Genomic DNA, 20,685 nt, shown 5'->3' on the forward strand with positions numbered 1-20,685 from the left:
CGGCAAGGAGGCCGTCCTCGTACGCAACGACGGCTACAAGGGCTACGCGGAGCGCCGGAACGACGCGGTGACCATCCGTTACTTCCAGGACTCCGGCGCCATGGTCAAGGCCCTGCGCGACGAGCAGATCGACGTGACCTACCGCGGTCTGGCCGCCGGCGATGTCGTCGACCTCCAGAGCAAGTCCTCCAACGAGGAGGAGATCCAGCTCGTCGACGGCACGGGCACGGACATCAACTACCTGGTGTTCAACCCGAAGGACTCCTGGGCCAAGCGCAAGCCCGTGCGTCAGGCCATCGCGCAGGTCATCGACCGGGCGGCGATCACCCACAAGGTCTACAAGGACACCGTCGACCCGCTGTACTCCATGGTCCCCAAGGGCCTCACGGGCCACACCACGGGCTTCTTCGACGACTACGGCGACCCCGACGTCGACAAGGCCCGCGAGATCCTCACCGGGGCGGGCATCAACCAGCGGGTCCCGCTCACCTTCTGGTACACGAGCGACCGCTACGGCTCCGAGACCGCCGAGGAGTTCAAGGAGCTGAAGCGCCAGCTCGAGGACTCCGGCCTCTTCACGATCAGCCTGAAGAGCCGCCCCTGGAAGACGTACGTCGAGGGCTACCAGAAGGGCGAGTACCCGGTGTTCGGGCGCGGCTGGTTCCCCGACTTCCCGGACGCCGAGAACTTCATCGCGCCGTTCGTCGGCGAGCAGAACGCCCTCGGTACGCCCTACCCGGCCCCCGAGATCACCGGCGACCTGCTGCCCCGGTCGCGCCGGGAGAGCGACCGCGCGAACGTGGAGAAGGAGTTCGAGGAGGCCCAGCGCATCCTGGTGGACGACGCGCGACTGCTGCCGCTGTGGCAGGGCAGGCAGTACGTGGCCGCCAGCCGGGACGTCTCGGGCGCGGAGCGGGCCCTGGACCCGTCGACGATCATGATGATGTGGGAGCTGCACCGCAAGACCGCCTGGTAGGCGGGTCGGCACCGGGCCTTCCCGGGCACGTTGTCAGTGGTCGCCTGTAGGTTCTGAGGCCTGGAAGTGACCGCACATCGTGAGGACGTTGACGTGACCGACACCGCCATGCTGCCCGAGTCCTGGCGCGGGGTTCTGGGCGACGAACTGCAGCAGCCCTATTTCAAGGAGCTGACGGAGTTCGTCGAGGAGGAGCGGGCGAAGGGTCCCGTGCATCCGCCGCGCGAGGAGGTCTTCGCCGCGCTGGACGCCACGCCGTACGAGAAGGTGAAGGTCCTGATCCTCGGTCAGGACCCGTACCACGGCGAGGGCCAGGGGCACGGGCTGTGCTTCTCGGTCCGGCCCGGTGTGCGGATCCCGCCGTCCCTGCGGAACATCTACAAGGAGATGCACGAGGAGCTGGGCGCGCCGATCCCGGACAACGGCTATCTGATGCCGTGGGCCGAGCAGGGCGTCCTGCTGCTCAACGCGGTGCTCACGGTCCGGGGCGGCGAGGCCAACTCGCACAAGGGCCGGGGCTGGGAGAGGTTCACCGACGCCGTGATCCGCGCGGTCGCCGGGCGGCCCGACCCGGCGGTGTTCGTGCTGTGGGGGAACTACGCGCAGAAGAAGCTCCCGCTGATCGACGAGTCGCGGCATGTGGTGGTCAAGGGCGCGCATCCGTCGCCGCTGTCGGCGAAGAAGTTCTTCGGCTCGCGTCCCTTCACGCAGATCGACGCGGCGGTGGCGGCGCAGGGGCACGAGCCCATCGACTGGACGATTCCGAACCTCGGCTGAGGACGGGCGGCGGACGGCGGGGTCTTCCTCCCGGAAGGCCCCGTGCGTACGGACCGGCCTGAGCCGGATCGCCTCCGTCTCCGGTTAGCGTCGGACGATCAGCCGGCGAGTGCGCGGAGGGCGTGGCGATGGACCGACAGGAGCAGACGGCGCCGGACACCGTGCTGACGCGGATCGGGCAGGTCGTCATGCTGCACCACGCGGGGGACCGGGAGGAGGCCAGGCACCGGTTCCTGGGCCTCTGGGCGGAGATCGGGGAGCACGGCGACCCGCTGCACCGCTGCACCCTCGCGCACTACCTGGCCGACACGCAGGACGATCCCGGGGACGAACTGGCCTGGGACCTGCGCGCGTTGACGGCGGCGGAGGAGATCTCCGAGGACGGGCTCCCCCCGGGCGAGGCGGTGCGCGCCTTCTACCCGTCTCTCCACCTGAATCTGGCCGACGACTACCTCAAGCTCGGCCAGTGCGACGCGGCCCGCATTCATCTGCGACGGGCCAGGGGAACTGCCGCCGGCCTCGCCGACGACAGCTACGGCGATGGCGTGTGGGCCGCCATCGAACGGCTGGAGTCCCGGCTGGGAGAGGGCGGCGGAGGGACGTGGACGCCGCCGAGGCAGCGCCCCTGAGGCAGTCGGTCAACGCCGGTACGTGTCGCGGCAGATCGTCGCCTCGGGGCTGTCCGGCCGCCACCCGCCGTAGCGCTTGCCCAGGGCGCACACGTCCGCGTTCTTCGGGACGTTCTTGTGGACGTCCTGCCGTACCGACTCCGAGACGTCGGGCAGGCCGGCGGGTGGCCGCTGTGGCCCGCGCGGGGCCGGTGCCTGGCGTTCCGGGCGGGCGGGGCGCGGGCGGGCGTCGCGGGTGCCGGACGGCCGCTGCTCCCGCTGCGGCGAGGCCGCCGCAGGGGGCGTGGCCGGTCGGGGCGCGGACGCGGCCGGCTCCGGGCGGCGGGACCCCTCGATGAGTTCCAGTGCCTCCCGGGCCGGTGCCTGCACGACCTGCTCCTCCGGCCGGGGCGCGGGCGGCCGGGACGGTGCCGCCGGCGGCCCGGGAACGGGGGGATCCTGGACCGTCACACAGCCGGAGAGGGCCGAGACCGCCACGGTCACCAGGAGCGTCGCTGTGGTCGTCGTTCGATGCACCCGCGCAACTCTGGTGCGTCCGGCCCCTGGTGGGACAGCGGACGGGCGGAGGATGCCCCGCACGAGTGATGTCCCGCCCCGTACGGAGGTCGCCGGCGGGTCGCGGGTGACGTCAGTCGCCGGTCGAGCCGTCGAGGCGCTCGCGTATCAGGTCGGCGTGGCCGTTGTGCCGCGCGTACTCCTCGATCATGTGGGTGTAGATCCAGCGCAGATTGAACTGCTCGCCGGTGCGGCGGTGTTTGCCTTCGGAGAGGTCGTCCAGGGCGAAGCGGGCGGCGTTGTGCCGGGCGGTCTCGATCTCGGCCTGCCAGGTGGCATACGCCTCCTGGTAGGTGTCCGCCTCGGTCAGATGGAACTCGCCGTCCCGGTCCTCGTCGCTGAAGTAGATCGGCGGCGCGTCCTCGTTCGTCAGTACCTTGCGGAACCAGCCCCGCTCCACCTCCGCCATGTGCCGCACCAGCCCCATCAGGGACAGTTCGGAGGGCTCTACGGAGGCTGTCCTGAGCTGCTCGTCGCTCAGGCCCTCGCACTTCCAGGCGAGGGTCTGCCGGTGGTAGTCGAGCCAGCCTTCCAGCATGGCGCGTTCGGCGGCGTCGGTGGCGGGTTCGGTGCGCTCGATGGTCATGTCCGCATCCTTTCCCAACTCGCCCGGACCGCCCAGGGGTTTTCAGTCGGCGAGCATCCCCGCAAGCAGTTCCCGCAGCCCGGCCCGTACCTCCTCCAGGCTCGGCGCCTCGGAACCGAACGACCCCGCGACGCAGCTGAACATCAGCCCGTCCGCCCAGGCGATCAGCGACAGCGTGTGCCGGGCCGGGTCCGTCGAGCCCATCCCCGTGACCAGGGCGGTGAGCTGGTCACGGAAGCGGGCGCCGGTCGCGTCGAAGTAGGCCCGCAGTTCCGGGCGGCGGGTCGCTTCCAGGGCCAGTTCGTAGCGGGCGAGCGTGAGGGCGCGGTTGTTCGTCAGGGCGCGGTGGGTCGCCAGGGCCAGGGCGTCCGCCAGGGAGTCGGTCCCGGACCGCGGGTCCGGCATCTCGTGCAGGGCCAGCACCCGGGCCTCGCGGTCGGCCAGGCGCCGCACCGCCAGTTCCAGCAGGGCCTGCCGGGTCCGCGCGAGGTTCGACGTGGAGCCCTGGGGGAGTCCGGCCGTCTCGTCGACCGCCCGGTGTGTGAGGCCCCGCATCCCGCGCTCGGCGAGCAGGGCGAGGGCGGTGTCGGCGACGAGGTCGGCGCGGGAGGGGCCGGTGGTGCATACGGACATGGTGCTCACGCTACCCGCCCCACTACACCTGTAGTAAGGTCGAATCCGAACTACAGATGTAGTCGACGCGGTTTCGAGGAGGAGCCATGGCACAGTCGAGGCGGGCCGTCGTGATCGGCGGCGGTATCGGAGGTCTGACCGCGGCGGCCGCCCTGCATCAGCGCGGCTGGCGTGTCACCGTGCTGGAGCGCGCCCGCTCGCTGGAGCCGGTCGGCGCCGCCATCTCCCTCGCTCCCAACTCCCTGCGCGCGCTGGACGTCATCGGCCTCGGCGACGAGATCCGCGGCCTCGCCGCCTGGGCGGGTGACGGCGGGCTGCGCACACCGTCCGGGCGGTGGCTCTCGCGCTCCTCCGCCGACGCCGCCGCCGAGCGCTTCGGCGGCCCGCTCGTGCTGCTGCACCGCGCCACCCTCGTCGAGCGCCTGGCCGCACAGCTCCCGCCGGACACCGTCCGCACGGCCGCCGCCGCGACCCTCGCCGACAGCGGCGGCACCGACCGGCCCGCCCGGGTCACCACCGCGGACGGCGAGCTGGAGGCCGACCTGGTGGTGGGCGCCGACGGCGTCCGGTCCGCCGTCCGCCGGGCGCTCTTTCCCGGCCACCCCGGGGCGGTGTACTCGGGGTTCACCACCTGGCGGGTCGTGATCCCCGTCCCCGGCGCCGAGTTCGCCTCGCACGAGACCTGGGGGAGGGGTCGCATCTGGGGCACGCACCCGCTCAAGGACGGGCGCGTCTACGCCTACGCCGCCGCCGTGACACCCGCCGGCGGACACGCGCCCGACGACGAGAAGGCCGAGCTGCTGCGGCGCTTCGGCGACTGGCACGACCCGATCCCCGCCGTGCTCGCCGCCGCCCGCCCCGACGACGTCCTGCGCCACGACGTCCACCACGTCGCCGAGCCCCTGCCCGCCTACCACCGAGGCCGGATCGCCCTCGTCGGCGACGCCGCGCACGCCATGCCCCCGACCCTCGGCCAGGGCGGCAATCAGGCCATCGAGGACGCGATCGTCCTCGCCCACCACTGCGACGACCTCCCCGCCTACACCGCCGCCCGGCTGCCCCGTACGACCGCCGTCGCACGGAAGGCCAACCAGGTCGCCCGCCTCAACCTCATGACCAGCCGCACCGGGATCGTCGTACGCGACACGGCCGTCGCCGCACTGTCGAAGGCCGGGCCCGCCCTGTTCCTGCGCGGCTTCGACGGCATCGCCGACTGGCGGCCCCCGCACCGGCCGTATGCTTCCGAGCAGACCCCGGCAGGCAACCGTTAGAGGAGAGCACCCCGTGAAGGTCGGCTGCATCGGACTCGGCGACATCGCGCAGAAGGCCTACCTCCCGGTGCTCGCCTTCCAGCCCGGGGTCGAACTGCACCTGCAGACCCGTACGCCCGCCACGCTCGACCGGGTCGCCGACGGCCTCCACGTCCCGCCGGAGCGGCGGCACACCACCCTCGACTCCCTCCTCGCCCAAGACCTCGACGCCGCCTTCGTGCACGCGCCCACGCTCGTGCACCCGGAGATCGTGACGCGGCTGCTTCAGGCGGGCGTACCGACGTACGTCGACAAGCCGCTGGCCTACGAACTCGACGACTCCGCACGGCTGGTGGCGCTCGCCGAGGAGCGGGACGTGAGCCTCGCCGTCGGGTTCAACCGGCGCCATGCCCCCGGCTACTCGCAGTGCGCCGACCATCCGCGCGAGCTGATCCTGATGCAGAAGAACCGCATCGGGCTGCCGGAGGAGCCGCGCACGATGATCCTCGACGACTTCATCCACGTCGTCGACACCCTGCGGTTCCTGGCGCCCGGCGCGGTCGACGACGTGACCGTGCGCGCCCGTGTCCGGGACGGTCTGCTGCACCACCTGGTGCTCCAGCTCTCCGGGGACGGCTTCACGGCGCTGGGTGTGATGAACCGGCTCAGCGGCTCGGCCGAGGAGATCCTCGAGGTGTCCGGGCAGGACACCAAGCGGCAGGTGATCAACCTCGCCGAGGTGGTCGACCACAAGGGGCAGCCCACCGTGCGGCGGCGCGGGGACTGGGTGCCGGTGGCCCGGCAGCGCGGGATCGAGCAGGCGGTGCTGGCGTTCCTGGACGCGGTCCGCGCGGGGAAGGTGCTCAGCGCCCGGGACGCGCTGGAGACCCATGAACTGTGCGAGCGGGTCGTACGCGCGGTTCAGGAGCGGACCCCCTGAACCGCAGGGTCCGTACGCCCTCGCCGGCGGCCCAGGCGGCGAGGATCAGCAGCGCCGCGTGCACCGCCCAGTCGCCGAAACGGACGTACGGCGTCGTGCCGTGGGCGAGGGGAACCTCGTAGACCTGCGCGGCGGACGAGTCCGTCCCGAGCCATACTCCGACCCGCTGTCCGCTCGGGCCGTAGACGGCCGAGACACCCGTCAGCGTCGCGTGGACCATCGGGCGGCCGGTCTCGGCGGCCCGCAGCGCGGCCAGTGAGGCGTGCTGCTCGGGCGCCCAGCTCTGCTGGAAGGTGGATGTCGACGACTGGCCGATCAGCACGTCGGCGCCTTCCCGGGCGAGGTGGCGGGTCATGTCGGGGAAGGCGGTCTCGAAGCACACCATCGGGCCGACGCGCAGCCCGTCCCTCACGTTCATCACGACCGGCTGGGTGCCGCGCCTGCGGTCCTCGCCCGCCGCCTTGCCGACGGAGGTGGCCCAGCCGAGCAGGGAGCGGGCCGGGACGTACTCGCCGAAGGGGACGAGCCGCATCTTGTCGTAGCGCTCGCCGGTCAGTCCGTCCGGGCCGACCAGGATCGAGCTCTTGTAGATGCCGGGCATGTCGGAGCGCCGGGCGTCCACGTTGACCAGGATGCCGGCGTCCGTCGCCCGGGACAGCGCCGCGAGCCGCCGGGCGAGGTCGGGCCGGTTCCCGAGGTCGAAGCCGACGCTGCTCTCGCCCCAGACGATCAGGTCGAGGTCCTGCCCGGCGAGCCGGCGGGTGAGCTGTTCCTCCCGGTCGAAGCGGTGGGCCGCGCTCTTGCCGCCGTCGATGACGCCCGGCTGGACCACGGCGATCCTGACCTGGCCGTCGATGTCCGGGCGGGGCGAGAAGGACCAGGCCGCCGAGGTGGCGGCGGCCGTGGCGACGAGACCGGCCATGGCGGGCACGCGGGCCCGTTGGACCGCCACGAGGACGGCGACGGCGACGTTGACGGCGACGATCAGGAAGCTCAGCAGCCACACGCCGCCGACCGAGGCGAGCCGCAGTGCCGGTTCCACCTGCCACTGGCTGGAACCGAGCATGCCCCAGGGTCCGCCGAGGCCCTGCCAGGAGCGGACCAGCTCGACGGCCAGCCAGCCGGACGGCAGCACGAGGAGTGCGGCCGCGATCCGCCGCCGCGAGGGCGCGCCGGCCAGCAGCCGGTGTGCGAGCCGGCCCCACAGGGCCCACAGGCCGCCGAGCAGCGCGGCGAGGATGAACGTGAAGACGTGCAGGAAGGGCAGCAGCCAGTGGTGCATCGCCAGCATGAGGCCGAAGCCGCCGCACCAGCCGTCGTACGCCGCGCGTTTGCCGGTCGGCGCGGTGCGCAGCAGCAGGAGCCAGGGGACCAGGGCGACGTAGGCGCACCACCACAGGGACGGGGCGGGATAGGCGAGGACGGGAAGGGCGCCCGCGATCACGGCGGCGGCCGAGCGCCGCCACGGGGAGGCGAGCCAGTGGCCGAGCGTCTTCATAGGCGCCTCCTACCCCGCGGGTGCCTCCAGTGTGCGCCCTGCGGACGATCTAGGACAGAGGACGCCGGGTCAGTTGATCACAGGTGCCTTCTGCCGCTCGGGAAGGCGCCGCCACTTCTCCTGGACGACCACCGCGCTCAGCCGCCAGCCGTCGTCCGTGCGCAGCAGGGCGAAGGCGTACCGGCCGCCGCACACGAAGTCGGGTGCGGGGCCCGCGGTGGCCATGGGGTTGACGTAGTCGGCCTGGACCTGGGCCGTGTCGCCGGTGTCCTGTTCCCAGATGCCGAAGCGCACCCGCCGGTTGACGATCAGGTGCTGCCGCATGGTGAACAGCCGCATGCTCTCGGCAAGCCAGGCGGCGACCGTCGTGGCCTCCCCCTCGATACCGCCGGCCGAGCGGTAGTCCGCCCGCCCCTCAGGGGCGAACAGGCCCCGGTACGCCTCCCAGTCACCGTCGTCGACCGCCACCGCGTAGTCGGTGATCAGCTCGTCGACGGCCAGCCTGTCCCTCACGGTAGCGAGCTCCACGCGCTGCGTCATCGGGTCAGTGTTGGGCATGGAGGGTGGGGAGCCAAGGGGCGTGACGAAAAGGGGTAGTTGAGCAGGAGGGGAGGCGGGGGCGCTCAGGCCGCTTCGACGACCTCGCCGCGGATCGCGGCCGCCCACTCGACGACCAGGAACTCGTACTCCGCGCGCTCCTCGGCGGACAGCTTGCCGCCCGTGCGCCGCCAGAGCGCACGGATCTCCTCGTTGACCTCGGCAGCGGACCGCACGGAACCAGGGGTCGAGAAATCGGGGGACATGCGGGCAAGCCTAGGGGCACCCACTGACAGCCCGCTACCGGACGGCTACGGGATCCCTATGCGGTTGGTCACGAGACGCGGGTCACAGGCCGCAGGGTCAGCCCGCCGACTCGGCCGCGTGCGGGCTCAGCTCACCCATCGACACCAGGACGATGATGAGGATGCCGAGGGCGATGCGGTAGTAGACGAACGGCATGAAGCTCTTGGTGGTGATGAACTTCATGAACCATGCGATCACCGCGTATCCGACCGCGAAGGCGATGATCGTCGCGAAGATCGTCGGCCCCCACGAGACATGGCCGCCCTCCGTCGCGTCCTTGAGCTCGAACAGGCCGGAGGCGAGCACCGCGGGGATGGCGAGCAGGAAGGAGTAGCGGGCCGCGGCCTCGCGCGTGTAGCCCATGAACAGGCCGCCGCTGATGGTGGCGCCGGAGCGGGAGACGCCCGGGACCAGGGCCAAGGCCTGGCAGGCGCCGTAGATCAGTCCGTCCCGGACGCCCAGGTCTTCCAGGGCCTTGCGCTGCTTGGGTGCGCGGTGGCGGCCGCTCTTCTCGTCCCGGGCGGCGAGCCGGTCGGCGACGCCCAGGACGATGCCCATGCCGATCAGCATCGTCGCGGTGATCCGCAGATCGCGGAACGGGCCCTCGATCTGGTCCTTCAGCGTCACGCCGAGCACGCCGATCGGGATCGAGCCGACGATGACGAGCCAGCCCATCCGCGCGTCGGGGTCGCCGCGCAGCTCCTTGTCGGTGAGCGAGCGCGTCCACGCGGACAGGATCCGCCCGATGTCCTTGCGGAAGTAGATCAGCACGGCGGCCTCGGTGCCGATCTGGGTGATCGCCGTGAAGGCCGCGCCCGGGTCCTCCCAGCCCGAGAAGGCCGCCGTCAGCCGCAGATGCGCGCTGGAGGAGACGGGGAGGAACTCGGTCAGCCCCTGGACGAGTCCGAGGATGAGTGATTCGAACCAAGACATGAGGTAGCGGAGTCCAAGTGCCGGTGCGGGACGGACGACGGGCACACCGGGTCACCGTATGAGATGACCGTGGGATCAGGTGTACCGAGGGGGAAGCGTAGCGTCCCCGGATGAACCCCTGGGACACAGGGGTTGGAAGGCGGTCCGCAGGGGGCCGGATCAGGCCGCCGTCGGGCCGGTCACCGTCCAGCCGGGCGCCTGGGGGCGGGCCGTGAGGTCCTCGTGGCGCACCTCGTCTCCGCAGGCCCGGCAGGTGACGGCCGGGGCGAGTGCCCGGCCGCAGGAGTGCTCGAGGACCATCGGGCGGTCGCCGTCCGTCCGCAGATGGCGGTCGCCCCACGCCATGAGGGTCATCAGTACCGGCTCCAGTTCCAGTCCCGCCTGTGTGGGCCGGTACTCGAAGCGCTGCGGGCGCTCGCTGTAGGGCTGCTTGGACAGGATTCCGGCGTCGACGAGCCGGCGCAGCCGCGTGGCGAGGATGTCGCGCGGGGCGCCGATGTTGCGCACCAACTGGTCGAAACGGCCGTTGCCGAGGCACACCTCCCGCAGCACGAGCAGGGAGTACTTCTCGCCCACGAGCGCGAGGGTGTCGGCGATGGAGCAGGGGCGCGGGTCTTTGCTGGCGGCCATGGACCTCAGTCTAGAAGAGGGTTGGATTTTCCAACCCACCAGGCTACGGTGAGTTCGGATTTCCTACTCACTGGTAGTCCCCGGTAGCCATGGAGGCCCGCACCATGCGTGACGCAGTCATCGTCGAAGCCGTACGCACCCCGATCGGCAAGGGCAAGGAGAACGGCGCCCTCGCGCACGTCCACCCCGTGGAACTGCTCGCCCACACCCTGCGCACCCTCGTCGAGCGGTCCGGCGTCGACCCGGCGCTGATCGACGACGTCATCGGCGGCACCGTCGACCAGGTCGGCGAGCAGGCCATGAACACCACCCGCTACGCCGTTCTCTCGGCCGGCTTCCCGGAGTCGGTGCCCGCGACCACCGTGGACCGCCAGTGCGGCTCCTCCCAGCAGGCCGTGCACTTCGCGGCGCAGGGCGTGCTCTCGGGCGCGTACGACCTCGTCGTGGCCTGCGGGGTCGAGTCGATGAGCCGGGTCCCGATGTGGTCGAACGTGCCCGCGGGCAAGGACCCCTTCGGGCCCGGCGTGGCCGAGCGCTACCCCGAGGGGCTCGTCCCGCAGGGCATCAGCGCCGAGCTGATCGCCGCCACATGGTCGATCGGCCGCGAGCGGATGGACGCCTTCGCGCTCTCCTCGCACCGGAAGGCCGCCGCGGCCTGGGAGAACGGGCTCTTCGACGCCGAGACCGCGCCGCTTGAGGGCGTCACACGCGACGAGTGCGTACGGCCGGGCAGCACCACCGAGATCCTCGCCGGGCTCAAGCCCGCCTACTACGACCCCGGTTTCGCCGAACGCTTCCCGCAGATCGAGTGGAACGTCACGGCGGGCAACGCCAGCCCGGTCAACGACGGCGCCTCGGCGGTGCTCATCACGTCGAGCGAGACGGCGGCCCGGCTCGGTCTGCGCCCGCTCGCCCGGCTGCACAGCTTCGCCGTCACCGGCTCCGACCCGCTGCTGATGCTGACCGGCGTCGTACCGGCGACCGAGAAGGTGCTGCGCAGGGCGTCCCTGACCCTCGACGACATCGACCTGTTCGAGGTCAACGAGGCGTTCTCCAGTGTCGTCCTGGCCTGGCAGCAGGAGACCGGCGCCGATCTCGCCCGGGTCAATGTGCACGGCGGCGCCATCGCGCTGGGCCATCCCCTCGGCGCGAGCGGGACCCGTCTGACGACGACGCTCGTGCACGCGATGCGGGAACGGGGCGCCCGGTACGCGCTCCAGACGATGTGCGAGGCGGGCGGACTCGCCAACGCCCTCGTCCTCGAACGGGTGTGACCAGGGCCGAGCCCCGGTCACACCCGCCCGGTGTGACGGTTCGTCAGAGGCGGCGCAACTGGTGCCGCTTGCGCCACGCCAGCACCACGCCCACCAGCGCGGGCACGGCGATGCACGCCATGGCGATCAGGAAGGCAGGAGACGTCGGAGCGGAGGCGCGGGCGCCGGCGACGACGTAGGCGGCGGTGTTCGGGATCGAGCCGAGGCCCGTAGCCAGCAGGAACGGCAGCAGGCCCATACGGGAGAAGGAGGCGCAGTAGTTCGAGGCCCAGAACGGCACACCGGGGAACAGCCGCACCGCCAGCATCGAGCGGAAGCCGTGCCGGCTGAGCTGGCCGTCCACGGCCTTCAGCCAGCGCCCGCGCAGCAACGGCCGCAGGGCGTCCTGGCCCAGCGCCCGGCCCAGGCAGAAGGCGATGCCGGCACCCAGCACCGTGCCCGCCAGAGCCGTGCCGGTGCCGAGCTGGGAGCCGAACAGCGCACCCGCCGCGAGGTTCAGCAGCGGCCTCGGCACGAACGCCACGGTGCACACGCCGTACGCCACCGCGAACACCACAGCCGCCGCGGCTCCGCCGAGCTGTGGCGGCCAGCCCTCCGTCAGCAGCCGCTGCGGTTCGAACAGCAGCACCGCGCAGGCGCCCCCGGCGAGCAGGGCGACGAGCAGGGACAGCCGCGACCACGGGGAGAGCAGCACTCTCGTGCAGCGAGCGGCGAAACGGTTCGGTACGGCGGGCGAGGCGGTCGTTGCCGGGGAAGCGGCGACGGCGAACTCCGCGGTGCTGGCCCGGGGAGAGGCCGTGGCGGTGCCCCCAGAGCGGGTGGTGGCATCGAGCATCCGGCGACACTAACCGACATATGTGTGTGATCGCCGTATGGTTCGTCTCACCAGCGTCACAGGCAGTTGAACGCTTCCTTGCGTGCGGACCCCCGAAAACCATTCGACGTGCGGTAAAGCGTCGGCAAGGATCGACGTCATGTTCCGGCAGGCCTTCACCCTCGCAGCATCCGTGGTCACGGATGCCCCGAAGGCTGCCGTCGTAGCTCCCACAGCCGTTGCAGACGGCGCCCGAAGCTGACCCTCTCCGGTTCGTCCGGTCGGACCCCGCAAGGGGAGGGTCGGGCAGGTCCTCGGGGTCCCACTTCATGACTAGACGCTTCGAGGTACAGCCATGTCCAAGACGGCCTACGTCCGCACGAAACCGCATCTCAACATCGGCACGATGGGTCATGTCGACCACGGCAAGACCACCCTGACCGCCGCCATCACCAAGGTCCTCGCCGACCGTGGCAACGGCGCGTTCGTGCCGTTCGACCGGATCGACCGGGCGCCCGAGGAGGCGGCGCGCGGCATCACCATCAACATCGCGCACGTGGAGTACGAGACCGACACACGGCACTACGCGCACGTCGACATGCCGGGCCATGCCGACTACGTCAAGAACATGGTCACCGGCGCGGCGCAGCTCGACGGGGCGATCCTCGTCGTCTCCGCGCTCGACGGGATCATGCCGCAGACCGCCGAACACGTGCTGCTCGCCCGGCAGGTGGGCGTCGACCACATCGTCGTCGCCCTCAACAAGGCCGACGCGGGTGACGAGGAGCTGACCGACCTGGTCGAGCTGGAGGTACGCGACCTGCTCACCGCGCACGGCTACGGCGGTGACTCCGTACCCGTCGTACGCGTCTCCGGTCTGAAGGCGCTGGAGGGGGACCCGCGCTGGACGGCGTCCATCGAGGCGCTGCTCGACGCGGTCGACACGTATGTGCCGATGCCGGAGCGGTATCTGGACGCGCCGTTCCTGCTGTCCGTGGAGAACGTGCTGACCATCACCGGGCGGGGGACCGTGGTGACCGGTGCGGTGGAGCGGGGCACGGTGCGGGTCGGGGACCGGGTCGAGGTGCTCGGGGCCTCCGTCGAGACGGTGGTCACGGGTCTTGAGACCTTCGGCAGGCCGATGGACGAGGCGCAGGCCGGGGACAGCGTGGCGTTGCTGCTGCGAGGGGTGGCACGGGATGTCGTCCGGCGGGGGCATGTGGTCGCCGCGCCGGGGAGTGTCGTGCCCAGTCGTCGGTTCACCGCGCAGGTGTATGTGCTGTCCGCGCGTGAGGGCGGGCGTACGACTGCGGTGTCCAGTGGGTATCGGCCGCAGTTCTATATCCGTACGGCGGATGTGGTGGGGGATGTCGACCTCGGTGGGGTCGCCGTCGCGCGGCCCGGTGACACGGTTGTCATGACGGTGGAGCTGGGGCGGGAGGTGCCGTTGGAAGCGGGGCTGGGGTTTGCCATTCGTGAGGGTGGGCGGACTGTGGGGGCAGGGACCGTGACCGTGGTGGGTTGAGGTTGGTGGGGGACTGCGGGCCGGCTGTGGCTGGTCGCGCAGTTCCCCGCGCCCCTGAAGGGGCGCCGCGACTTAGGCACAATGAGATCGTGAACGAGTCCATCCCGGTAACCCTCGATGTCGATCACGGCACCGCCAAGCTCATGCCCGACGTCGATCGGGAAAGGGCCTGGTTGCTGACCGTCGACGGGGCGCCTCAGTCGTATGTCGATCTGGACGAGCCGACGCATCTGGAGTTCGAGTACACGCGGCGGCTCGGGCATGTGCTGGACGTCGTGGCGGAGCCGGGGCGGGTGCTGGACGTGCTGCATCTCGGGGGCGGGGCGCTCACGCTGCCCCGGTATGTGGCCGCGACCCGGCCGGGGTCCCGGCAGGACGTCGTCGAGGCGGACAGGGGGCTGCTGGAGATGGTGGCCGAGCATCTGCCGTTGCCGGAGGACGCCAGGGTCACGCCGCACGCGGCGGACGCGCGGGACTGGCTGGAGAAGGCCGCGGCGGACTCGGCCGATGTGATCGTCGCCGATGTGTTCGGCGGTTCGCGGGTCCCGGCGCACCTCACGTCGGTTCCCTATGTCCGTGAGGCCGCGCGGGTGCTGCGCAACGGCGGGGTCTATCTGGCCAATCTCCCCGATTCGGCGCCGTTCGCCTTTCTGCGGTCCCAGCTCGCCACCCTGGCGACGGCGTTCGAGGAGCTCGTGCTGATCGCCGAGCCGGGGGTGCTGCGGGGGCGGCGGTTCGGGAACGCGGTGCTCGTGGCGGGACACCACGCGGTCGACCTGACGGCTCTGGCGCGGCTCACGGCCGCCGACGCCTTTCCCGCCCGGGTCGAACACGGCGCCTCTCTGCGGCAGTTCATCGGGGGTGCGCCGGCGGTGCGGGACGAGGACGCCGTGCCGTCACCCGAGCCCCCCGACGGGGCGTTCGGTATCGGCTGAGGCGCGCTCGAGGCCGCCCTTGGCCACCGAGGTGGTCCTGCGCCGCAGGTTGCGTACGTCCGGTACGCACAGCGCGCCCGCCGTGACCAGGACGACCAGGCCCGCGCAGCCCCACAGCGCCGTCGTACGGCCGAACGCCTCCTCCACCGGGCCCGCCCCGGCCGTGGCGAGCGGTGACAGCGCGACGGAGCCGAACCAGTCGTACGCCGAGACGCGGGAGAGCTTGTCCTCGGGGATCTCCTGGTGCAGCGCCGTCATCCAGGAGACGCCGAACACCTCCACGGTGGCGCCCGCGACGAACATCACCACGAACAGGACCCCGATGGGGACCGGGACGGCGAGTGCGGCCGACGGCAGGGCCAGGGGGAACACGCACAGAGTGCCCGCGAGGAGCAGGCGCCGGGGTTTCCAGCGGGTCATCAGCAGGGCGCCGGCGACCGTGCCCGCTCCGAACGCCGCCAGGGCGAGGCCCCAGGGACCCGCGCCGCCGAGATGGTCGCGGGCGACGAGCGGGCCGTACACCGCCTCGGCGGCGGCGACCACGGCGTTGGCGATCGAGAACTGAAGGACGATGGCCCACAGCCACGGCCGGCCGGCGAACTCCCGCCAGCCCTCCCGCAGATCGGCGAGCATCCCGCCGCCCGGTGCGCGCGGCGCGATGTGGCCGACGTCGAGGAAGGCGCGGAGCGCCCCGGCGAGCGCGAAGGCCGCGGCGTCCGCCGCGAGCACCCAGCCGGGCCCGATCGCGGCGACCATGGCCCCGCCGAGCGCGGCACCGCCGAGCGCCGCGCCCTGCATCGCCATCCGGAACATCGCGAACGCGCGGCCCGCCTGCTCGCCGTCGACCGAGGACATCAGCATGCCCTCGGCGGCCGGGCCGAAGAAGGCCTGGCCGGTCCCGCCCAGGGCGGCGAGCAGCATCATCTGCCACAGCAGGGGCTCCCCGGTCAGCACGAGGGCGGCGAAGGCGGCCTGCGAAAGGCAGTTCAGGGCGTTGGCCGCGACCATCACATGGTGCCGGGGCAGCCGGTCCGCGACAGCGCCGCCGATCAGCAGGAACAGCACCAGGGGGAGCGTCCGTGCCGCCGCTACCAGGCCGACGTCACCGCTGTCACCGCCCGTCTCGAGAACGGCGAACGCCGCCGCGACCAGGGCGCCATGGCTGCCCAGATTGGTGACGACCGCGGCGGCGGTCAGCAGAGAGTAGTTGCGGCCCGCCCAGGCGGGGCGGCGTGTGGTGGTCGGCACCCCGTGACTATCGTGGGGGCCCGGCCGCCGTGCCAAACGAATTGTCACGGCCCCGGCCGGTCATGCCCCCTGAGGGCCCTCCTTGGTGAGGCGCACGGTGCGGAGGATCTTCTGAACGGTCGCCTCGGACAGCTCGCCCTTGACGCCCTTGGCGCCGTACAGGTTCCAGGTGACGAAGTCGCCCGCGCCGTTCTTGAAGGCGAAGGTGATCGCCTTGCCGTCGCTGTCGCACTTGCCGTTCTGCGGGGTGTTCTCCGAGTGCGCCGTCGCGACGCTGCCCTTGATGCCCGACTTGGTGGTGTACGGCTTGGGCTTGGTGAACTTCACGCTCTTCTTGTCCGGCTGGGTGTAGCCGCCGAAGATCCACCAGGGCACGCGGGTCTCGGCCGCCTCGTCCGAGGTCTTCGCGCCGTCCTCACCGCGGGTGCCGACGGTGGCCAGGGCGGTGTCGTCCTCGCGGCCGTCCTTGTCGTCGTCGCTCGTGCACCACTTGGATTTCAGATAGGCGGGGGCGGTGACGCTGGTGCGATCCATCTCACCGTCCTTCTTCTCCCACTCGAAGCCCACGCTCGTACCGGGAGTCTCGATCTCCCAGTCGGCGGGGACGTCGAACTCGGTGCCGAAGCGCGTGTTGACGACGACCTTCCAGCCGGGGATGGTCGCCTTCTCCTCCTCACCCCCGCGCGGGTTGCTCTCGGATGCGGAGGCGCTCGGCTCCGTGGAGGATTCCTTGGAAGCAGCCTTGGTCGGCTTCTTGTTCTTCCCGTCAGCCGTGTCGTCCTTGTCGCCGCCCAGCACCAGGAAGCCGGTGACGCCGGCCGCCACGACCACCGCCGTGGCCGCGATGATCGCGACCAGCTTCGTCCGGTTGCCGCCGCCACCGCCCTGCGGCGGCTGGGGCGCGCCGGCCGGCCCCGGGGCGCCCCACTGCGGCTGCTGACCGTAGGCCCCCGGCTGCTGTTGCTGATAGCCCGGCTGCTGATACGGATTCGGTTGCTGGTACCCCGGCTGCTGGTACGGGTTGTTCCCTTGCGGGTTCTGCTCGCCCCCGGGCGGCTGCTGTCCTGGCCACATGGGCAGTCACCCTAGCCGCGCTCCGGACACGATTCGGTCACTGCCCGTGGACGGACCCGTAGCAACGCGGGGACGACTCGGCGCGAACCGGCGTGCAGCGGACCGATGCGGCGGTCGTCACACGGCCTGGCCAGGCGTCTCTACTCGTGAGTAACATGCGGGCATGAGCGCAGACCAGATGTCCATCGGCGAGATGCTCGCCGCCACGGTGCCCATGGCCCGGACCCTGAACCTCGAGTTCCTCGAGACCACGCCGGAGCGGGCGGTGGTGTCCCTGCCGGACCAGGGCGAGTACCACAACCACGTGGGCGGGCCGCACGCCGGCGCGATGTTCACGCTCGGCGAGTCCGCGAGCGGGGCGATCGTGCTGGCCGCGTTCGGGGACCAGCTCTCGCGTGCCGTGCCGCTCGCCGTCAGTGCCGAGATCGCCTACAAGAAGCTGGCGATGGGCGCGGTCACGGCGACCGCGACCCTCGGCCGCCCGGCCGCCGAGGTCGTCGCCGAACTGGACGCCGGCGGGCGTCCCGAGTTTCCGGTGGCCATCGCCATCCAGCGGGCCGATGGTGCGGTGACCGGTGAGATGACGGTCGTCTGGACGCTGCGTCCCAACGGCTGAGCGCACTGTCGCGTGGATGAGGCCCCGGCCGAAGGGTGAACCCCGGTTCGGGGCCCTCGCGTTGCCGCCTCAGGCCGCGACGTGCCGGTGCGCGGGGCGGGCTCCGTCCAGCTCCGCGACGAACCCCTTGAGCCATGCCACGAACTCCGGCCCCAGGTCGGGCCGGTCGCAGGCCAGCCGGACCACGGTGCGCAGATAGTCCGCCTTGTCCCCGGTGTCGTAGCGCAGGCCCTTGAAGACGACTCCGTGCACCGTGCCGCCCGTGGCCAGCTCCTGGAGGGCGTCGGTCAACTGGATCTCGCCGCCCCGGCCCGGCGGGGTGCGCTCCAGGACGCCGAAGACGGCCGGGTCGAGGACATAGCGCCCGATGACGGCGTAACGGCTCGGCGCGTCCTGCCGGGCCGGCTTCTCGACCAGGCCGGTGACACGGACGACGTCCTCCTCGCCGGTCGGTTCGACGGCGGCGCAGCCGTAGAGATGGATCTGCTCCGGCGGCACCTCCAACAGAGCGACCACGCTGCCGAGACGGCGGTCGCGGACGTCGAGCATCCGGCTGAGCAGAGTCTCGCGCGGGTCGATCAGGTCGTCGCCGAGGAGAACGGCGAAGGGCTGGTCGCCGACGTGCCGGCGGGCGCACAGGACGGCGTGGCCGAGGCCGAGCGGGTCGCCCTGCCGGATGTGGTGGATGCTCGCCAGCCGGCCCGGGTCGCGCACGGCGTCCAGCCGTACGGTGTCGCCCTTGGCGGCGAGGGCCTGCTCCAGTTCGAAGGCGTGGTCGAAGTGGTCCTCGATGGCCCGCTTGTGCCGGCCGGTGACCATCAGGACGTCGTCGAGTCCCGCCGCTGCCGCCTCCTCGACGACGTACTGGATGGCCGGCTTGTCGACGACCGGCAGCATCTCCTTGGGCGTCGCCTTCGTGGCGGGCAGGAAGCGGGTGCCGAGGCCGGCGGCCGGGACGACCGCCTTGCGGACGGTGCGGGCGGGGGTGACCGGGGTGGAGGGGTGGGGGGCGATCATGCGGCCCATGCTGACCCGCGGAGATGAGAGCGCGCCGAGAGTCACATGGGAGTGCGCTGTGGAGTTGGAGATTTCGTGGACCAACCGCCTTTGCGTGCACACAACTTGAGGCCCTCTGCGGTGCGGTTTTCGAATGCCGGTGCGGATACCGCCGGTAACATATCTGAATTCCCGGCGTTTTGAACTTGGGTCATCCGAACTCCTTGTTACCTGTGAGTCGCATGTGCGAAAGTGAGCCGCCTCACACCCAAGTCCGCGGCTGACGCGGCATAGGTATGCACCAATCACGCACCTGCTTTCCGACGGACGCGCAATTCGCATGCCGTCCTGCGGCTGGAAGGAAATGGTTCAGTGCAATCCCCGTACCCCCCACGCCCGCCGTACCCGCCGCGACCCGGAGCGGGGCCCGCGGAGTCCGACCGCAATCTTCTCGCCCGGGTCGGCGAACCCGCTGAAGGTCCGCGCGCCGTCGCGCTGTTGCTCTCGCGGCACTGGCGGGCCGTCTACGAGTACGCCGTGATCTGTCTGGCGTCCTCGGAGGATTCGGCGTCCATGGCCGCCGCGGCCGCTTTCCGCCGGGAACTCGCCGGGCCGGGCGGCGGTGCGCTGCGCCCGCGCCTGCTCGCGGCCGTGCGGGACACGGTCGGGGAGTGGGCCGCCGACGACGGCATTTCCGTCGTGCTGCCGGAACTCCGCAAACCCGTCGGTGCCCGGGGTCTGCGCGCCGCCCGGTCCATGACGCCCGAAAGGCGGCGCCTCGCGGAACGCGCATTCCGGACCCTTCCCGGGGCTTCCCAATGCCTGCTCTGGCACACGGAGGTCGAGGCCGAGCCCATATCCGTACCGGCCGGTCTGCTGGGGGTGGACCCCCGTACCGCGTCGGCCGCTCTGGAGCAGGCGCGCGAGCAATTCCGTGAGGGGTGCGTACGGGCGCACCGGGAACTCGCGCCGACCCGGGAATGCCGGTACTACAACCGCTTGCTGGACGTTCCGATGCGCCGCGGCGGGGCTCTGCTGCCGGATGTGCAACGGCATCTCATGGCCTGCCGCTACTGCCGTCACGCCGCCGAGCAACTCAGCCATTTCGAGGGCGGTCTTGAGGACCTGCTCGTCGAGACCGTGCTCGGCTGGGGCGCCCGCCGCTACCTCGAATCGCGGCCGGGCCGCGACGGGGGCCCGAACGCCCTTCCCGCACACCCGGCCGGTGGCCGCCACCGTCTGCGGGCCCATGCCCTGCCGGCGGGCGGGCGGCTCGGGCCTCCGAGGAAACACACCAAGGCGCTGGCCGCCGCGGTCGGGCTGACCTCCCTCGTGCTGCTCGCGACCCTGCTCGCCGCCCGGGGTTGGTCGGAGGAAAGCGGCACCGCCGGCCCCCAGGCCACCTGGGGAGCGGTCAGCGGCCACTCCGTCGACCCGGGCGGCGCGGGATCCTCGTCCCCGGAGTCGTCCCCGGCCGGCGCCCCGTCGGCCGCCTCCGCGGGCAACCCCGCCGAAGTGGCCCGTGGGCGGCTGCGCAACCTCGACGCCGGACTGTGCCTCGACGTCCGGGGCGGCCGGGTCCGGGCCGACACCCGTATCGTGCTGACCGCCTGCTCCGACGGGTCCCCGCAGTGGTCGTACCAGGACGACGGCCTGCTGCGCAGCGCCGCCGACCCGACGCTGTGCCTCGGCTCCGACACCGGCGAGGGGTCGGTCGACCTGGCCGGGTGTCTCGTGCACGCCGGAGTCGTGCGCTACGACCTGACCGTGCGCGGCGAACTCCTGCCGCGCGGCGGCAAGGGACTGGCCGTCGCGCCCGGAAAGGGCCGGCACGTGATCGTCACCGGGCGCGACGGATCCGAGGCGCAACGCTGGGCGCTGGAGCCGGCGGTCGCCCGCGAGGAGGCGGGGGAGTCCCGGAATAAGCGGTCCCAGGACTGAGAGTTTTTGACT

General features: G+C 71.7%; 22 protein-coding genes. 10 read left to right on the top strand and 12 right to left on the bottom strand.

Features of this window, described 5'->3' with window-relative positions:
* From ACFTZL_RS19815 to ACFTZL_RS19825, 3 genes are all read left to right on the top strand, one after another.
* The coding region (locus tag ACFTZL_RS19815) for an ABC transporter substrate-binding protein (protein ID WP_382584219.1) at window positions 1–976 on the top strand (976 nt) is incomplete at its 5' end.
* Window positions 977–1,069: 93 nt separating this feature from the next.
* On the top strand, window positions 1,070–1,753 hold the full coding sequence (locus tag ACFTZL_RS19820; RefSeq protein WP_382584221.1) for a uracil-DNA glycosylase: 684 nt from the start codon (window positions 1,070–1,072) through the stop codon (window positions 1,751–1,753).
* Between the two features lie 128 nt (window positions 1,754–1,881).
* Window positions 1,882–2,382 (top strand): hypothetical protein, encoded by a 501-nt coding sequence (locus ACFTZL_RS19825; protein ID WP_382584224.1) that lies wholly within the window; start codon window positions 1,882–1,884, stop codon window positions 2,380–2,382.
* Between the two features lie 9 nt (window positions 2,383–2,391).
* On the opposite strand, the gene ACFTZL_RS19830 is transcribed toward ACFTZL_RS19825, so the two are convergent.
* The 3 genes from ACFTZL_RS19830 to ACFTZL_RS19840 form a co-directional block, all read right to left on the bottom strand.
* Window positions 2,392–2,898 (bottom strand): hypothetical protein, encoded by a 507-nt coding sequence (locus ACFTZL_RS19830; protein WP_382584227.1) that lies wholly within the window; start codon window positions 2,896–2,898, stop codon window positions 2,392–2,394.
* Window positions 2,899–3,010: 112 nt separating this feature from the next.
* Window positions 3,011–3,523: a DinB family protein gene (locus ACFTZL_RS19835; protein ID WP_382584230.1), complete on the bottom strand. Its 513-nt coding sequence runs from the start codon at window positions 3,521–3,523 to the stop codon at window positions 3,011–3,013.
* 42 nt (window positions 3,524–3,565) lie between these two features.
* A complete protein-coding gene (locus tag ACFTZL_RS19840; protein ID WP_382584233.1) occupies window positions 3,566–4,156 on the bottom strand; it encodes a TetR/AcrR family transcriptional regulator in 591 nt (196 codons plus the stop codon).
* A gap of 86 nt (window positions 4,157–4,242) precedes the next feature.
* Here ACFTZL_RS19840 and ACFTZL_RS19845 point away from each other — a divergent pair, with 86 nt between their 5' ends.
* The gene (locus ACFTZL_RS19845; RefSeq protein ID WP_382584236.1) at window positions 4,243–5,427 is read left to right on the top strand and encodes an FAD-dependent oxidoreductase; all 1,185 of its coding nucleotides are present in this window, start codon (window positions 4,243–4,245) and stop codon (window positions 5,425–5,427) included.
* A 13-nt stretch (window positions 5,428–5,440) separates the two neighbouring features.
* Window positions 5,441–6,346 (top strand): Gfo/Idh/MocA family protein, encoded by a 906-nt coding sequence (locus ACFTZL_RS19850; protein ID WP_382584239.1) that lies wholly within the window; start codon window positions 5,441–5,443, stop codon window positions 6,344–6,346.
* On the opposite strand, the gene lnt is transcribed toward ACFTZL_RS19850, so the two are convergent.
* The 5 genes from lnt to ACFTZL_RS19875 all read right to left on the bottom strand — a co-directional run bounded on the left by lnt (window position 6,270) and on the right by ACFTZL_RS19875 (window position 10,250).
* Complete coding sequence (gene lnt, locus ACFTZL_RS19855) at window positions 6,270–7,844, bottom strand: apolipoprotein N-acyltransferase (protein ID WP_382584241.1); 1,575 nt, start codon at window positions 7,842–7,844, stop codon at window positions 6,270–6,272. The genes ACFTZL_RS19850 and lnt overlap by 77 nt on opposite strands.
* 69 nt (window positions 7,845–7,913) lie before the next feature.
* On the bottom strand, window positions 7,914–8,384 hold the full coding sequence (locus ACFTZL_RS19860; RefSeq protein WP_382584244.1) for a nuclear transport factor 2 family protein: 471 nt from the start codon (window positions 8,382–8,384) through the stop codon (window positions 7,914–7,916).
* An 83-nt stretch (window positions 8,385–8,467) separates the two neighbouring features.
* Window positions 8,468–8,647, bottom strand: coding sequence for a hypothetical protein (locus ACFTZL_RS19865; protein WP_184599516.1), 180 nt, complete (start codon window positions 8,645–8,647; stop codon window positions 8,468–8,470).
* A 97-nt stretch (window positions 8,648–8,744) separates the two neighbouring features.
* On the bottom strand, window positions 8,745–9,620 hold the full coding sequence (locus ACFTZL_RS19870) for an undecaprenyl-diphosphate phosphatase (protein ID WP_382584247.1): 876 nt from the start codon (window positions 9,618–9,620) through the stop codon (window positions 8,745–8,747).
* Window positions 9,621–9,779: 159 nt separating this feature from the next.
* A complete protein-coding gene (locus tag ACFTZL_RS19875) occupies window positions 9,780–10,250 on the bottom strand; it encodes a winged helix-turn-helix transcriptional regulator (protein ID WP_382584250.1) in 471 nt (156 codons plus the stop codon).
* A 104-nt stretch (window positions 10,251–10,354) separates the two neighbouring features.
* On the opposite strand from ACFTZL_RS19875, the gene ACFTZL_RS19880 reads away from it, so the two are divergent.
* Window positions 10,355–11,524, top strand: coding sequence for a thiolase family protein (locus ACFTZL_RS19880; protein WP_382584253.1), 1,170 nt, complete (start codon window positions 10,355–10,357; stop codon window positions 11,522–11,524).
* 43 nt (window positions 11,525–11,567) lie between these two features.
* Here ACFTZL_RS19880 and ACFTZL_RS19885 read toward each other — a convergent pair whose 3' ends face one another.
* Window positions 11,568–12,359: a TVP38/TMEM64 family protein gene (locus ACFTZL_RS19885; RefSeq protein ID WP_382584256.1), complete on the bottom strand. Its 792-nt coding sequence runs from the start codon at window positions 12,357–12,359 to the stop codon at window positions 11,568–11,570.
* 334 nt (window positions 12,360–12,693) lie between these two features.
* On the opposite strand from ACFTZL_RS19885, the gene tuf reads away from it, so the two are divergent.
* On the top strand, window positions 12,694–13,863 hold the full coding sequence (gene tuf, locus ACFTZL_RS19890) for an elongation factor Tu (RefSeq protein WP_382584259.1): 1,170 nt from the start codon (window positions 12,694–12,696) through the stop codon (window positions 13,861–13,863).
* Between the two features lie 89 nt (window positions 13,864–13,952).
* A complete protein-coding gene (locus tag ACFTZL_RS19895; protein WP_382584261.1) occupies window positions 13,953–14,798 on the top strand; it encodes a spermidine synthase in 846 nt (281 codons plus the stop codon).
* Here the strand turns inward: ACFTZL_RS19895 and ACFTZL_RS19900 are convergent.
* Window positions 14,760–16,046, bottom strand: coding sequence for an MFS transporter (locus ACFTZL_RS19900; protein WP_382584264.1), 1,287 nt, complete (start codon window positions 16,044–16,046; stop codon window positions 14,760–14,762). The genes ACFTZL_RS19895 and ACFTZL_RS19900 overlap by 39 nt on opposite strands.
* Before the next feature lie 60 nt (window positions 16,047–16,106).
* The gene (locus ACFTZL_RS19905) at window positions 16,107–17,120 is read right to left on the bottom strand and encodes a hypothetical protein (RefSeq protein ID WP_382584267.1); all 1,014 of its coding nucleotides are present in this window, start codon (window positions 17,118–17,120) and stop codon (window positions 16,107–16,109) included.
* 163 nt (window positions 17,121–17,283) lie between these two features.
* Here ACFTZL_RS19905 and ACFTZL_RS19910 point away from each other — a divergent pair, with 163 nt between their 5' ends.
* Entirely contained in the window at window positions 17,284–17,736 is a 453-nt protein-coding gene (locus ACFTZL_RS19910) for a DUF4442 domain-containing protein (RefSeq protein ID WP_382584270.1), read from the top strand.
* Window positions 17,737–17,805: 69 nt separating this feature from the next.
* Here ACFTZL_RS19910 and galU read toward each other — a convergent pair whose 3' ends face one another.
* The gene (gene galU / locus ACFTZL_RS19915; protein WP_382584273.1) at window positions 17,806–18,753 is read right to left on the bottom strand and encodes a UTP--glucose-1-phosphate uridylyltransferase GalU; all 948 of its coding nucleotides are present in this window, start codon (window positions 18,751–18,753) and stop codon (window positions 17,806–17,808) included.
* 351 nt (window positions 18,754–19,104) lie between these two features.
* On the opposite strand from galU, the gene ACFTZL_RS19920 reads away from it, so the two are divergent.
* Window positions 19,105–20,673 (top strand): ricin-type beta-trefoil lectin domain protein, encoded by a 1,569-nt coding sequence (locus ACFTZL_RS19920; RefSeq protein ID WP_382584276.1) that lies wholly within the window; start codon window positions 19,105–19,107, stop codon window positions 20,671–20,673.
* The last annotated feature ends 12 nt before the right edge of the window (window positions 20,674–20,685 follow it).

The organism is Streptomyces sp. NPDC056948 (genome assembly GCF_042674225.1).
In the GTDB taxonomy this organism is placed as follows: Bacteria; Actinomycetota; Actinomycetes; order Streptomycetales; family Streptomycetaceae; genus Streptomyces; species Streptomyces purpurascens.

Excerpts from the sequence above, each read along its gene's own strand:
- ACFTZL_RS19825 (WP_382584224.1), top strand. The coding sequence starts at position 1,882 with ATGGACCGACAGGAGCAGACGGCGCCGGACACCGTGCTGACGCGGATC.
- ACFTZL_RS19835 (WP_382584230.1), bottom strand. The coding sequence starts at position 3,523 with ATGACCATCGAGCGCACCGAACCCGCCACCGACGCCGCCGAACGCGCC.
- ACFTZL_RS19840 (WP_382584233.1), bottom strand. The coding sequence starts at position 4,156 with ATGTCCGTATGCACCACCGGCCCCTCCCGCGCCGACCTCGTCGCCGAC.
- ACFTZL_RS19845 (WP_382584236.1), top strand. The coding sequence starts at position 4,243 with ATGGCACAGTCGAGGCGGGCCGTCGTGATCGGCGGCGGTATCGGAGGT.
- lnt (WP_382584241.1), bottom strand. The coding sequence starts at position 7,844 with ATGAAGACGCTCGGCCACTGGCTCGCCTCCCCGTGGCGGCGCTCGGCC.
- ACFTZL_RS19860 (WP_382584244.1), bottom strand. The coding sequence starts at position 8,384 with ATGACGCAGCGCGTGGAGCTCGCTACCGTGAGGGACAGGCTGGCCGTC.
- ACFTZL_RS19865 (WP_184599516.1), bottom strand. The coding sequence starts at position 8,647 with ATGTCCCCCGATTTCTCGACCCCTGGTTCCGTGCGGTCCGCTGCCGAG.
- ACFTZL_RS19870 (WP_382584247.1), bottom strand. The coding sequence starts at position 9,620 with ATGTCTTGGTTCGAATCACTCATCCTCGGACTCGTCCAGGGGCTGACC.
- ACFTZL_RS19875 (WP_382584250.1), bottom strand. The coding sequence starts at position 10,250 with ATGGCCGCCAGCAAAGACCCGCGCCCCTGCTCCATCGCCGACACCCTC.
- ACFTZL_RS19880 (WP_382584253.1), top strand. The coding sequence starts at position 10,355 with ATGCGTGACGCAGTCATCGTCGAAGCCGTACGCACCCCGATCGGCAAG.
- ACFTZL_RS19885 (WP_382584256.1), bottom strand. The coding sequence starts at position 12,359 with ATGCTCGATGCCACCACCCGCTCTGGGGGCACCGCCACGGCCTCTCCC.
- tuf (WP_382584259.1), top strand. The coding sequence starts at position 12,694 with ATGTCCAAGACGGCCTACGTCCGCACGAAACCGCATCTCAACATCGGC.
- ACFTZL_RS19905 (WP_382584267.1), bottom strand. The coding sequence starts at position 17,120 with ATGTGGCCAGGACAGCAGCCGCCCGGGGGCGAGCAGAACCCGCAAGGG.
- ACFTZL_RS19910 (WP_382584270.1), top strand. The coding sequence starts at position 17,284 with ATGAGCGCAGACCAGATGTCCATCGGCGAGATGCTCGCCGCCACGGTG.
- galU (WP_382584273.1), bottom strand. The coding sequence starts at position 18,753 with ATGATCGCCCCCCACCCCTCCACCCCGGTCACCCCCGCCCGCACCGTC.